The organism is Sediminitomix flava, assembly GCF_003149185.1.
Lineage (GTDB): Bacteria > Bacteroidota > Bacteroidia > Cytophagales > Flammeovirgaceae > Sediminitomix > Sediminitomix flava.
On sequence record NZ_QGDO01000001.1, the window covers coordinates 1391275 to 1405654 of the forward strand.

The window sequence follows — 14380 nt, forward strand, 5'->3', positions numbered from 1 at the left end:
TTGACAAACTCTAAACTTTAGTTCTGTTAGTTACAAAGAAGTATCAAACGCTTAATCGTCTAAAAAATCAAAGGCTAACTTAATACACACTCTCCTTCCTTCCCTTTTAGAATTACTCATTTTAAAACTAAAGACTCTTCTTCTCGACTAACTCCCATAAAAAACACCTCTTAGAATGAGATTTCTAAGAGGTGTTTTATTTAACGGTAGAACACTCTACTCTATTTATTTACTTGGAATAACTTCTACCCCTTTCTCAAAACCAAATAGATCTTCTACATTTAACTGCTTCACTTCGCCATATTTAGCTAAGACATCCATTTTCAATTTATCCTTGCTACCTACTACCGCGATATTATACTTTTTCCCTTGAATAAACTCTTTATGGAAAGCCATAACATCATCCATCGTCATATTACTGGCAGCTTCATAAATATCCTTTCTGATATCTTTTTCAAGACCTTTTTTCAATGCATTTTCATAATTGAATAAAACAGCATCTCTCATTACACGCTCACTCTCTAACTTTTTAAGTAATGATGTTTTTGCCATCTCAAATGCCTTTTCTTCTTTTGGAGGATTTTCCAACAGACTAGTCATACCTTCCATTGCACTCTCTAGCTTATCAGCTTGAGTACCAATGTAAGCAAACATATAGTCATTATTTATTTTCTCTGATGCTACAGCGTACTGAGACCATACTGAATATGCTAAAGCCTTAGACTCACGCATTTCTGTAAATACAATAGAACTCATACTTCCTCCAAAGTATTCATTAAATAAAGCTGCTGCTGCTTCACGTTTAGGATCATATCCTTCTGCTTTTGCTAGGAATATCACCTCTGCCTGTACCATATCATAGTCTACCCAGAATACTCGTGGAGAAGCCATATCTAAGGTTGGAAAAACTTTACGTTCTGGTAAAGAAGCTACATCTGTAGGAACTTTATGAAGATCTTTAAGAACTCCTACCAACTCATTTTGCTGACGAGGACCATAATAAAGAACTTTATGTTCCATACTCGTCAACTTATGAAGAATATCGGTCAACTCTTCTGCTTTTAGACTTTTCAGTTGCTCATTTGAAAGTACATTCGTTAAAGGTGAATGAGAACCATATTTCGCATAAGAGTTCAACCCTGTGAAAAGTATCGAACGTTTGTCTTTTTGTGTATCTTCTCTTTTCTTGATAATTCCTGATACCATTTGACGTAGAGCTTCTTCATCTCCAACAGCCTCATTAATTAGTTTTTCAAAAAGAGATACAGCAGCCTCCATATTTTCATCTAAACCATTCAATGAAATATAAACCTTATCATCTCCAGCATAAACATTAAAATTACACCCTAGTTTATAGAATTCTTTCTTAAGATCTGCTGAGCTCATTCCAGGTATTCCAAGATATTCCAGGTATTCTACTGCAATTTTCAAGGTTGGATTATTATTGCTACCTCTATCAATCTGATAGTATAGTTTGAAAAGGTCATTCTCGTCATTTTTCTTAGACCATACAGGAATTTCCTCTCTCACATTACTCACAGCCACATCTTCTTTATAGTTTAAGAATACAGGCTTAAGTTGTTCAGCAGGCTTGTTGATCAAGGTCTTCAAGTAAGCTGATTCTTTATCTCTGTTCAGTTGTACTTGTGTGATTTCTGGCTTTTCAACTTTTTGCTTATTCGGATCTTCTCCTGTTCGCTTATAAGCTACCACATGATTCGTATAATACTTATTAGCAAAGTCAATTACATCTTGCTTTGATAATGATTTCATCTGATTAATATCATCGATGTAGTCAGACCAAGCCAAATCGTTTGTAAAAGCATCTACAAAAAGGTGAGCTCTTGAACCATTATTTTCTAACTCTCTAAGCTTGCTGATCTTAAAGTCATTAACAATAGCATCAATCAACCAATCTTCAAACTCTCCTTTTTTTACTTTTTCAATTTGCTCAACTAGTAAGTCTTTTACTTCTTCTAGACTCTGACCTTCTCTTGGTGTACCCGAAAAAACGTGTACTGAGTGATCATTACTATCCCAGATATAACAAGAAGGGTCTATCACTTTTTGAGATTGCTTCAAGTTCAAGTCAATTAAACCCGCAGTAGCATTACTCAATATCATATCACAAAGCTTTGCTGTCACTCTTTCTTCAGACATATTTCCTGGGAATTTGTAACCTAGAGTCACAAACTCAGCATTAGGACCAAAGACTTCTATTTCTTGATTTGAAGCTAAAGGAGCTGAAGGTTGAATTTTGTAAGGAGTTAACTCTTTCTTCTCCCACTTCCCAAAGTAAGTATCTATTTGCTGGATTGTTGATTCATAGTCTAGATCACCACTCAAACAGATTGCCACATTATTAGGGATATAATACTTATCGAAGTATGCTCTGATTTTAGTGATTGAAGGGTTTTTAAGGTGATCAATAGTTCCGATTACAGTTTGTGTTCCATATTTATGATCTGGGAACATTTTCTTTGCAAGACCTTCATACACTTTCCAATAATCATTATCTAATGATCTATTTTTCTCCTCATAAACGGCTTCAAGCTCTGTGTGGAACAAACGATTCACAATCATGCTAAATCTTTCTGATTCCAACTCAAGCCATTTGTTAAGCTCATTTGACGGGATGTCATTCACGTAAACCGTACGATCTTCAGTTGTATAAGCATTAGTCCCTTTAGCTCCAAAATTGGAAACAAGCTTATCATACTCGTTTGCAATAGCATAATTGGAAGCTTCATTACTCACCTTATCAATCTTTGAATAATATTCTTTTCGCTTAGCAGGGTCTTTAATCGTTCGATACGTCTCAAACATTTGTTCAATACTGTCTAAGAATACTTTTTCCTTTTCCCAGTCTTGAGTACCAAACTTTGATGTCCCTTTAAACATCATATGCTCAAGGTAGTGAGCCAAACCAGTTGCGTCCACAGGATCGTATTTCCCTCCTGCTTTTACAGCAATATAAGTTTGTATACGTGGAGAAGCATTGTACTGACTGAGGTAAACCTTCAGCCCATTTTCTAGGGTATAGATTCTAGCTTTTAAGGGGTCATTAGTTACATATTCATAACTATAACCATTGACATCTGTAGCCGTTTTTGTTTCAAAGCTACTCACACTGTCTGAAGTGGTAGCTTTATCACAACCGACAAAAAACATGCTCATCATAGCGATGAGTAGTAGAGTAATTTTTTTCATTTTTCTAAAAAATAGATAGTGACTATTCTAGGTTGGTTAAGTTTAAATTAGGGAATTTGTTGTGATAAAAAAAGTCATTATATTAATAATAATGAGATGATTACAACTAATCAATAACCCTTTACTATAACTCAAATGTCAAAAATTAAAGAATACACAAACGGTGAAGTTACTATTGTATGGGAAGCTGAAAAATGTATTCATTCAGCGAAATGTGTAAACGGACTCCCTTCTGTCTTTAACCCTGATGCTCGCCCATGGATTACCCCCGAAGATGCTAGTTCTGAAGATATAGTCGCTCAAGTTAAAGTTTGTCCTTCTGGTGCCTTAAAATATTATTGGAATGATGGAAGAAAAGAAGATGAAGCGACTAACGATGAACTGACTAAAGTTGAAGTATTACCTAAAGGTCCTCTTATGGTTCATGGAGAACTAGAAGTCACGCTTCCTGATGGCACGATAAAACGAATGAATAAAATTAGTGCCTTTTGTAGGTGTGGAGCTTCTCAGAATAAACCTTTATGTGACGGATCACATTCTAAAGTTGATTTTGAAGATTAAAAAATACAATCTGAAATGAACAAGGCTACCCTTCAAGTTGAAGGGTAGCCTTGTTTACATTATCCTGATGAGAGTGATATTTTATATAAAATTTCGCACCTAATTCCCTAAGCAGTTACAGGAATTAGATTGAATTTGATATTTACATCATCTGCGTACTCTTCGCCACTCTCAAGCATATCAATATCACTTTCTTCATAGTACCAGTTGATAGTAACCTTACCATTGCTATCTGTTTGGTAATCTTCAAGCATAGTCAAAATCTCAAGAAAACGTCTTGACGAACTCGTATTGAAGTAAGACATTTTGAAATTGAACGTGATTTCACGCTCAGGGGAAGACAAATACTCTTTAAGCCATTCAAACACAGGTTGAAAGAACTCAATTGTATATTCATGATAAGATTCTCCCTCTATTTCAAGAACATTTGTATTAGCATCAAAGTCAATGCGTGGTATGTATGTAGAACTTTCGATGTGGAAATTTTCCATAATTCTGCCTTTTATATATTCTTGTTCACTCTAACGGTAAGTGTAAAAAATGATAATTTATCATCAACTTGCTCCACTCGGACATCGATTGGGTTCACAGATTTACGAACCATTTCAATGAAACCTAAGTTTGCACCTGGTTTATTCTTACGTTGAGGAGCTCGACGTTGTTCTTTATAAAATTGTTTTAACTCTTCAGGAGATAATTGATTAATGTAGTTCGCTCTTTCGATCATTGGTTCTACTACATTATTTTCAACATAATTTCCTGAACAGATGATATGATGTTCTTCTGACTCTCCTATAGCCACAACACCTATACCAATATCTCTTTGTTCTTTTTCAGAGAATACCTTCTCTGCTGAATAATGATGAATGTTTTGAGCCATCTCAACAACCAAACCAAACAATCGTTTACTCAAGATACGGCTATCTGGAGCATTCTTTAACGTATGCCCGATCAATGACAAAACATCTTGAGAGAACATCCCTTGAAATGAAAGAGATAAACGATGTGCTCCAAGTTGTTCTTTAAAAGTTTTGAGACTAAAAAATTCTCTCTGTGTTTCTTCTAATTGCATAAAGCAAAAATTTTATTGTTCCCAGCAAATTAAAGACTTACTACCGTCACCGACATTCAATATTATAATATTTTTTTATATTTCTCAATGAGAGTATCTAGTAGAATAGCATTTTTTATGCCAAATGTTAGATAAAACTGAGAAAATAAGAGAGTTAATCACTTTATTTTCTTTTTGGTTCCCTAATTCAGACACAATAACTACAAATGTAAACTATTATATGAAAACCTTTAATAAAAAATTGATTTATACAGTCTTTTTCAGTTAGTAATATTGAATGTTAACCTCTGAATTTGCATTTTTATTTAGAAAGCTGTCTTTTTGTTCTAGCTACAGAAATAGCTCATCCAGAAAAAAATAATTGTATATCATATAAGAGTATGAAAACAAGTAATATATTCTCCATCAAAAAACTATTCCTAATCGTAGCCTTCTCACTCATAGGATTACAACTACAAGCTCAAGGAAAAGTTGAATTTGAAGAGGTCTCATTTAATTTCGGTGATATTAAAGAAGAAAATGGACCTGTAACACACATTTTCAAGTTTAAGAATTCAGGAAATGCTCCTGTTAAACTTACAAGCGTAAAAGCTTCTTGTGGTTGTACCACTCCGAAATGGACTCAAGATCCTGTTTTACCGAATAAAGACGGAGAGATCACTGTTTCATACAATCCTAAAAAACGTCCAGGGGCTTTTACGAAAACGATAACAGTAAGAAGTACAGGTGACCCTGAATTAACAGTGTTAAGAATAAGTGGTAAAGTATCTCCTAGTCCTAAAGGGCCAAAAGATATCTACCCAATGGAAATCGGTAATCTGAGATTTAAGACAACTTACATCTCTTTCGGAAAAGTTTTCCATGACCAATCAGATACTTCTTCAACTGTGCTTTACAACCAAGGTTCGCAACCTATCAAGATTGATATGGAAGCAACAAAATTGCCTAAGCATCTTACTATGACTAGCGAATCGGATGTAGTTGAACCGAATAAAACACTCCGATTGAGTTTTAAGTATGATGCAGCGGAGAAAGCAGACTGGGGTTATGTTTTTGATCATTTCAAATTAGTCACAAATGATGCAGAAGATGCTGAGAAAAGAATAAATGTAAGTGCTCACATTCAAGAGAACTTCTCTGAGGTAGAAGCGAGTACTGCACCAAAAATTACTTTCAGCGAATTAAGACATAATTTTGGTGATGTTGCTCCACGAAGCAAGAATCACACAATGTTTAAAATTACGAATGAAGGTGAAAGTGTTTTACTTATTCGTAAAACAAAAGCATCTTGCGGTTGTACAGCTACAAAGCCAAATAAAACTGTTTTGAAAGCTGGTGAATCTACAGAAATAGAGGTGACTTACACTGCTGGTTCTCATCCAGGTAATGTAAAGAAAAGCCTTACAGTAATCTGTAATGATCCTAAACAGCCGGAAACAACTCTATGGATTGAGGGTAATATAAAAGAAGGTGGAAAATAAGGTAACTATTCTATCATGAAAAAGGCTATCTGTTTCCAGATAGCCTTTTTTATTTTCAAAATTATTGTGTCTTCTGATTAGTGGGGAGATTGAAAATTAAGTTTATGAAAGCACAAATTTCCAAGTACGGAGATCATTATAAAGCAAATCTCAAGCTGGCTTTACCAGTTATTATTTCACAAGTAGGGCAGAACTTAACTGTAATTGTAGATAATGCCATGATTGGGCATTATGATACTACGTCTTTAGCTTCTGCTGCATTTTCATCAAGTGTATTTCACATTTTATTTGTATTCGGAATAGGATTCTGTATTGGCTTAACTCCATTGGTCGGCGAATCAAATGGAAATAATAAAGGAAGTAAACTCTCAAAGTTATTCAGACATAGCTTTGCCTTGAATATTCCTCTATCTATTATTCTTTTGATCGCATTTCTAATTATTCAGCCTTTGCTATTCCACATGGGGCAACCTGCTGATGTAGTCAATCAAGCTTTACCATATTATAAGTTACTATCATACTCTATTATACCATTATTAGTCTTCTTTACCTGTAAGCAGTTTGCCGAAGGTTTATCGAATACTAAGCCAGCTATGATATTTACGATCTTAGGTAACTTATTAAATGTCGTGTTGAACTATATGTTCATCTACGGAAACTGGGGAGCACCAGAACTAGGCTTAGTCGGTGCAGGTATTGGTACATTGGTCTCAAGGATCTTTATGGCTTTAGGAATGGTGCTATATGTCTTTTCGGCAAAATTCTTCAAATCCCATATTGAAGGGTTCTTCACTTGGGAGTTTGATAAGGCTACAATTAGTCAAATTCTTAAAGTAAGTATTCCTATTGGACTTCAATTTGTGCTAGAAGTAGCTGCATTTGCTATTGGAGCTATCATTGTCGGGCAAATAGGAAGTATTGAATTGGCAGCACATCAAATCGCGATGGGTGCAGTAAGTACATCATTTATGATGGCACATAGTGTTTCTACAGCTGTGACTATTCGTACAAGTATGCTAAAAGGGCAAGGTAATATTGAGAAAATGAGAGAGGCTGCCCATGCAGGTTATCATATTGCTGTTTTCATCATGGGGTTCTGGGCTATGATCTTCCTTATTTTCAGAGATCAGATTATACTTCTCCACACAACAGATGAAGCTGTAATTGCTGTAGCAAGTAAGATGATGTTTATTGCAGCTCTATTCCAATTCTGTGATGGACTCCAAGTAATGAGTGCTGGTGCTCTAAGAGGAATTTCTGATGTAAAAATCCCTACTCTCATTGCGGGTATTGCATATTGGGGAATCTCTCTACCTATTAGTTACTTTTTAGCAATGAATTCAGATCTAAAAGAAATTGGTGTTTGGGTCGGCTTCTTAGTGGGACTTACAGCAGCTTCTATCCTACTTATTACTCGTTTTGAACTAGTCACGAAACGAATGAGCAAAGCTAGAACTGTGGATACTGAAACTGAGGTTTTAAACACATTCGCATAAATAAAGAGATTGTATTTGAGATTCTTCTAAAAAGTCATATCTTTGCGTTTCGGAATTTATACATGATTTTAAGCAATTATAAATAATAGAGTAATGGCTTCTACTAAACTTGTAAGAAAAGATCGTCGTAACAAAATGAGAGCGATCGCTCTTCAAAATACTATCCAAAGAATGAGCGCTAAACCAGTGATCAAGAAAGTGGATATCGAGGAGATCAAAAAATCATTCGAAGCTGCTAAGTAATTAGCATTTTTGAAAGAAATATAGGGCTACCTTTTTATAAAAAAGGTAGCTCTTTTTTTATATCTAATTTTAGATGAAAAAATAAAAAACCTACCTCAAATGAATGAAGTAGGTTTCTCGCTTTTCAAGCTTTATATCTTACTAGAGTTTGTAAGTAACTCTTTTGATTGCTTCCATTGTACGCTCAACATTTGGTAGAGTTGCCTCAATCAATGTAGGAGCATATCCTAGAGGTACATCTTTGTTGTTGATACGGATGATTGGTGAATCTAGGTGATCAAAAGCATGTCTTTGAACGTAGAACCCAATCTCAGTAGCCAAAGATGATAGTGGCCAAGCCTCTTCAACAATGATCAGACGGTTAGTCTTTTTCACTGAATTGATGATTGTAGCGTAATCGATAGGTCTTACTGTCTTAAGGTCAATAACCTCAACATTAATCCCTTCCTTAGCAGCTTCTTCAGCAGCAGCATTTGCTACCTTCATCATTTTACCAAATGATACAAGCGTAACATCCTCTCCTGTTTTAACTACTTCTGCTACTCCGATAGGAATAATATATTCGCTTTCTGGAACTTCACCCTTATCTCCATACATCAATTCTGATTCCATGAAGATAACAGGATCGTTATCACGAATAGATGCTTTCAAAAGACCTTTTGCATCTTTAGGGTTTGAAGGAACAACAACTTTCAAACCTGGAGTATTTGCATACCAGTTTTCAAAGTTTTGCGAGTGCTGAGCAGCCAACTGTCCAGCATTACCTGTAGCACCTCTAAATACGATAGGCACTTGGTATTGTCCTCCTGACATTGAATTCATCTTTGCTGCAGAGTTGATGATTTGATCAATCGCAACTAGAGAGAAGTTAAATGTCATGAACTCTACGATAGGTCTTAAGCCATTCATGGCAGCACCGACACCGATACCTGAAAAACCTAGTTCCGTAATAGGTGTATCTAGAACTCGGTCTGGACCGAACTCATCCAACATACCTTGAGAAACCTTATAAGCACCATTGTATTCTGCTACCTCTTCACCCATTAGAAAGACGCCTTCGTCACGTCTCATCTCTTCGCTCATAGCCTCTCTAAGGGCTTCTCTAAACTGAATAACTCTCATATTGTCACTCGAATTTTAATCGCTTATTGTTATTATCTTTCGTTTTCAAACACAAGTTAATGGTTTCCCCAAAAACAAAAAAATTGTGCTTAGATTTTGGTAATATCTTATTGGAGAAAAAACAGTTTCCCCTTCTAAGAAGATTTGTTTGCTATAATACTAAGGAATAACAAAAAAAGCCTCTCTACTGTTTGTAGAGAGGCCTATTATTTTATGAAAATTTGAAGAATTAGTTCAAAATTTCAGTGAATTTAGCGTCTTCGAACATTGCTCTGAACTCAAGGTCCTCTTTAGCAGCGTCTTTCAAAGAAGAATCAGCTTTAACCGCATCAGCCAAGAATTTAACTGCATCGTCAGCTTTACCTTGTCTTGCAGCTGTAACAGCAGCAACATAGTTAGCATAAGCAGTTGGTTGAGCAGCAATAGCTTCTTTGATTGTAGCAGCAGCTCTTGAATAATCTTCAGAGTTTTCTTTTGAAGATTTCAACAAGTAAGCAAGTGCTTTGTTGTACAATACACCTGAATCGTTACCTGCAGAAGACAATGCTTTGATAGCCTCGTCATATTTACCAGCAACAATGGCATCGTATCCTTTAACAGCATTTACTGTTTGGTTCACTGCAGGGTTGTTGAATGTAGCAGCTTTGTCAGCAGCAGCTTTCGCTCCAGCAACATCACCCATCATCAATTTAACACCAGCAATGTTAGCATAAGCTTCAGCCATTTCTTGCTTCTTAGCAGCTGTTTCAAAGTTAGGAAGAGCTTTCTCTAACATTTCAGCAGTTTTAGAAGCATCAGCTTTAGCCATTGCCAGGTATACAGCACCTAAGTTGTTGTATGCAGCAGCGTCAGCATCTTTCTTGATTACAGCAGAATAGATAGCTTCTTTTTCTTCCAAAGAAGTAGCTACGTCTGCAGCATAAAGCAATTCTGGAGTAGAAAGAGATTCTACGCTTTCAGAACCACTAGCAATCGCTTGAGCTCTAGCTGAGATTTCTTCTGGAGTCAATTTGTCTTTGATTCTCAAAATCTCCGCTCTTGAGTTTCTTAATGGTGGGTAAACATACTTGAATAGTTTCTTGTAAGAACCCAATGCTTGTAATTTCAATTCTTTAGAAACGAAGTCACCAGCACCATTTACGATAGAAAGAATTTCGTCTTTCTCAGTATCAGTAAATTTATCTGATTCGACCAAAAGTTTCTTGAACTCAGTCCAGTTCTCAACTACTGGCTTCACTACGAATTCAGGAGTAGCTTCTCCTTCTTCTGCTTTATATCTGTTTTGAAGCTTCTCGTAATAGCTCTTTACAGCCTCAGGTCTTTGGTTTGCCAACTTAGTGTTAACATCTGTAGGACCTTCAGGAGAGTGCATACCCTCAAGCGTTACTGTACGAGTTGGGTTGTAAGCTTTAACATATTCTTTAAGCTTCTTACCATCCTCGCCATTCATTTCAGACCATCTCAAAGCTGAGCTTCCTTGCAAGAAGAAGAACTCAACAGTTTCAGGATTATATTCTTCAGCAGTAATGTATCCGTGAGGAGCATAATTTGGCATAAATACAGGCTGTACCAATCTTGAAGTAGTAATGATACCAGCACCTCCGTTAGGAGTATCTACCAATGGAGTCTCTTTTGATTTTCCATTAGCATCTTTAGTGATCACAGCTTTGTACTGTACGTGACCTCTCTTGTAAGAATCTTGGTAAGCAAATCCGAAATCTTTTGAAACTTCTGGTTGGTAAGTCTCTGGCTGATTTTCGTAGTCGTCACCTTTGAAAGATACGCGATCAAGCTCTACTGACTCTCCGTTTACTGGAAGGTAAGATAGATCCAAATCATAAGTGTATCCAGGCTTCAACATTTTTGCTGGAAGTTTTGCTTTCGCCGTAAACAACACAGAATCACCGTGTAGCTCTAGTGGAGAAGGGACAATTGTAAACTCTTGCTCATCAGCTAGTTTCTGAACATCAACACCACAGTTAGTGAGCATCAGAGAACCTGCAACCAATACCGAAGACAAAACGCTTGTGTACTTGTTCATAACAGTCTTATTTTCTAATTTATTCTGACTCTAAGGGGATGTAAAATAGTTTGTAGATAATTAGTCTCAACTTATAATACAATTTCACAGCAAGATATTAACTTTTCACACGACCTCAATACCTTTATCCCGCATGGACTATGCTTTTTTAACATTTTTAAAGAAAAAACTCAATTCTTTAAAAAATAATCCATTAAAAGAGAATATTTCAATTCTGATTATTCTAAATATCGGTATTTGACAAAGAAATTGTAGTTAATATTAATTCTTATTATCTCACAAAAAATTCAAGGAAAGATAAAATATTTTATCCACAATGCATCGGACAATTTCCTTTTTTTTAAGCTTTATATAGCTCTATTAGCATAAGTTTAGAAATTGAGGCTAGATGCTAAAAAATCGTTATTTTTTATTGAGAGCAGAGAAGGTTCGAACTCCCTTCGCGAAATACTGATAGACAACTGAAAAATCACTCAATTGCTCATATCCCAATTTTTTATTGGAAGACTTATCATTACGCTTTTTCCAAATTCTTCGGATATATGTGTAGAACGATAAATGAGCTCTAAAAATCGCACTAAAATGTCCGAATTTTCCTTCTACCAAGAATTTCACTCCTGCTACACCATCTAATATCATTCGCCAAAAAATCATTGGAAATAGTAAAGAACCTGGCAAATTTTTCAACAGAACCAATAAACTATTTCTAAAGTTGAAATAAGTCTTTCTAGGACTTTCTTTACTCAACGTTCCTCCTCCTACATGGAAAACTTCACTTTCTGGGGTATAGTAGATTTTATAGCCTCTATTGAGCATTCGCCAACAAAGGTCTATTTCTTCCATATGAGCAAAAAAATCATCGTCTAAGCCACCAAGTCTGTGATATAACTCAGATCGAACCATCATACAGCATCCTGTGGCCCAAAAGATCTCTCCTTCCTCATCATACTGACCATTATCACTTTCCAAAGTTTCAAATAATCTACCTCTACAATATGGATACCCCCATTTGTCCATGAAACCACCTGCAGCTCCTGCGTATTCAAACTTTGATTTATCTGAATAGTATTTAATTTTCGGTTGGCAAGCTGCTACATTGGTGTGCTTTTCCATAACTTCCAATAAAGGGTTTAACCAATTTGGCGTCACCTCTACATCTGAGTTCAGAAGCACATAATACTTTGATTCAATTTTCTTTAACGCATAGTTATACCCTCCACAGAAACCTAAATTTTCCGATATGCGAATAATATCTACTTTTCCAGAATATTGTTTTTCTAAGAAAGGAATCGATTCATCAGATGAATTATTATCTGCTACCACTATTTTTGCGTCACCACTAAACTGACACACTGCAGGTAAAAATTGCTCTAAAAAGTTTTTTCCATTGTAATTAAGAATTACAACAGCAACATCTTTTGTATTCAAAGTAAAATAGGTTATCGTCAAGTGAAAATTTATTCACTCAAAAATACAAAAAAAGACTTGACGCTCGCTGCATCAAGTCTTCTTGTTTTGAATAACTTCTGAAAAATATCAATTATCCTCCAAAGTTCATTCCTGGGATATTTGGCATCATTCCTTGTGTATGCTTTTGAAGTTCTTCTTGAGCTAATCCTTCAACTTCGTCCAATGCCTTGTTGATTGCCGCTACAATAAGATCTTGAAGAACCTCTTTATCATCTGGTCTGCAAAGTTCTGGGTCAATATCCAATTTGATTACTTGTTTTTTCCCATTCACTGTAGCTTTTACCATTCCACCACCTGCTTCTCCGTCAGCTGTAACGTGTACTAGATTGTCTTGAACTTCTTTAAGTTTGGCCTGTACTTCACGCATTTGGCCAAGCATTTTCATAAAATCCATATTAGGTTGCTTTAGTAATTATATGCCTTTGTCTTTTTTCAAGACAAATGATTAAGAAGAATACTTTAGTTTTTGAGCTTCACCTGATGCTTCAAAATGGGTTTTAGCGTATTCTTTATCAATAACAAGTTTTTTCTTCGATTTATCCGATGGAACCTCATACATCGCATCAAGCATAATAGCTTCGCAAATACCTCTCAAACCTCTAGCTCCAAGGTTAAAGTCCATTGCTTTATCTACGATGTAATCGATTGCTTCCTCTGAGAACTCAAGCTCGATATCTTCCATTTGGAATAACTTCTGATATTGTTTTGTCAAAGCATTCTTAGGCTTCGTTAAAATCATTTTCAGAGCTTCTTCATCCAATGGTTTAAGATGAGTTACTACAGGAAGACGTCCTATTAATTCAGGAATAAGTCCGAAATGCTTAATATCTTGAGCAGTTACGAACTCCAATAACTCATGCCTTTCTAGGTCAGACATGATATGAGAGTCTCCTCCAAAACCAATAGGTCTAGTATTCAATCTCGATGCAATCAAATCTTGAATACCACTAAAAGCACCACCACAAATAAATAAGATATTTTCAGTGTTCACCTGAATCATCTTCTGCTCAGGGTGCTTTCTACCTCCTTGAGGTGGTACATTCACAATAGTACCCTCTAGAAGTTTCAACATTGCTTGCTGAACACCTTCTCCACTTACATCTCTTGTAATTGAAGGGTTATCAGACTTTCTAGCAATCTTATCTATTTCATCTATATATACAATTCCTCTTTCTGCAGCTTCTACATTATAGTCTGCTGCTTGTAAAAGTCTTGTAAGAATTGTTTCAACATCTTCACCTACATATCCAGCCTCAGTAATCACAGTAGCATCTGCAATACAGAAAGGAACTTGTAAAGCTTTTGCTAATGACTTAGCTAAAAGGGTTTTACCTGTACCCGTTTCACCAACCATAATGATGTTTGATTTTTCAATCACTACATCATCTTGACTTTTTGGCTGCATTAAACGCTTATAATGATTATAAACAGCTACAGTAAGTACTCTTTTGGCTTTTTCTTGTCCGATCACATACTCATCTAGATGCTTTTTCAGCTCTAAAGGTGGTACTAAATTAAGATCTGAGGGTTTATCTTTCTTAGACTTCCTCTCTTCTAGAAGAATCTGATGAACTTGATCAATACAATTATTACAAATTTGAGCATTTTGCCCTGAGACCATTAATTCTACCGTTTCTCTCGGAGCCCCACAAAACGAACATACATTACCTTTCATCCAATCGAG

The 14380-nt window shown here is 35.8% G+C and carries 12 protein-coding genes; 4 read left to right on the forward strand and 8 right to left on the reverse strand.

All coding sequences use genetic code 11. The features are described 5' to 3' along the window. Positions 1-225 precede the first annotated feature (225 nt). A complete protein-coding gene (locus BC781_RS05265) occupies positions 226-3210 on the reverse strand; it encodes a M16 family metallopeptidase (RefSeq protein ID WP_109616172.1) in 2985 nt (994 codons plus the stop codon). Between the two features lie 135 nt (positions 3211-3345). On the opposite strand from BC781_RS05265, the gene BC781_RS05270 reads away from it, so the two are divergent. Further along, a complete protein-coding gene (locus BC781_RS05270) occupies positions 3346-3771 on the forward strand; it encodes a (4Fe-4S)-binding protein (protein WP_109616173.1) in 426 nt (141 codons plus the stop codon). Between the two features lie 107 nt (positions 3772-3878). Here BC781_RS05270 and BC781_RS05275 read toward each other — a convergent pair whose 3' ends face one another. Both BC781_RS05275 and BC781_RS05280 read right to left on the reverse strand, forming a co-directional pair. Beyond that, positions 3879-4262 carry a DUF1987 domain-containing protein gene (locus BC781_RS05275; RefSeq protein WP_109616174.1) on the reverse strand — a complete coding sequence of 128 codons (384 nt, stop codon included), beginning with the start codon at positions 4260-4262 and terminating at the stop codon, positions 3879-3881. An 11-nt stretch (positions 4263-4273) separates the two neighbouring features. Further along, positions 4274-4843: a SiaB family protein kinase gene (locus BC781_RS05280; RefSeq protein WP_109616175.1), complete on the reverse strand. Its 570-nt coding sequence runs from the start codon at positions 4841-4843 to the stop codon at positions 4274-4276. Positions 4844-5223: 380 nt separating this feature from the next. Between BC781_RS05280 and BC781_RS05285 the strand changes: the two genes are divergently transcribed. The 3 genes from BC781_RS05285 to BC781_RS25570 all read left to right on the forward strand — a co-directional run bounded on the left by BC781_RS05285 (position 5224) and on the right by BC781_RS25570 (position 8063). Further along, complete coding sequence (locus BC781_RS05285) at positions 5224-6324, forward strand: DUF1573 domain-containing protein (RefSeq protein WP_109616176.1); 1101 nt, start codon at positions 5224-5226, stop codon at positions 6322-6324. 104 nt (positions 6325-6428) lie between these two features. Next, entirely contained in the window at positions 6429-7820 is a 1392-nt protein-coding gene (locus tag BC781_RS05290) for an MATE family efflux transporter (protein WP_109616177.1), read from the forward strand. A 93-nt stretch (positions 7821-7913) separates the two neighbouring features. Then, positions 7914-8063 (forward strand): hypothetical protein, encoded by a 150-nt coding sequence (locus tag BC781_RS25570; RefSeq protein ID WP_170123101.1) that lies wholly within the window; start codon positions 7914-7916, stop codon positions 8061-8063. A gap of 141 nt (positions 8064-8204) precedes the next feature. Here BC781_RS25570 and BC781_RS05295 read toward each other — a convergent pair whose 3' ends face one another. The 5 genes from BC781_RS05295 to clpX all read right to left on the reverse strand — a co-directional run bounded on the left by BC781_RS05295 (position 8205) and on the right by clpX (position 14371). Continuing rightward, complete coding sequence (locus BC781_RS05295) at positions 8205-9185, reverse strand: pyruvate dehydrogenase complex E1 component subunit beta (protein ID WP_109616178.1); 981 nt, start codon at positions 9183-9185, stop codon at positions 8205-8207. Positions 9186-9414: 229 nt separating this feature from the next. Then, the gene (locus tag BC781_RS05300; RefSeq protein WP_109616179.1) at positions 9415-11226 is read right to left on the reverse strand and encodes a tetratricopeptide repeat protein; all 1812 of its coding nucleotides are present in this window, start codon (positions 11224-11226) and stop codon (positions 9415-9417) included. Between the two features lie 402 nt (positions 11227-11628). Next, positions 11629-12654, reverse strand: coding sequence for a glycosyltransferase family 2 protein (locus tag BC781_RS05305; RefSeq protein WP_109616180.1), 1026 nt, complete (start codon positions 12652-12654; stop codon positions 11629-11631). 112 nt (positions 12655-12766) lie between these two features. Next, positions 12767-13090, reverse strand: coding sequence for a YbaB/EbfC family nucleoid-associated protein (locus tag BC781_RS05310; protein WP_109616181.1), 324 nt, complete (start codon positions 13088-13090; stop codon positions 12767-12769). Positions 13091-13141: 51 nt separating this feature from the next. Beyond that, positions 13142-14371, reverse strand: coding sequence for an ATP-dependent Clp protease ATP-binding subunit ClpX (clpX, locus tag BC781_RS05315; RefSeq protein WP_109616182.1), 1230 nt, complete (start codon positions 14369-14371; stop codon positions 13142-13144). Positions 14372-14380: the final 9 nt, after the last annotated feature.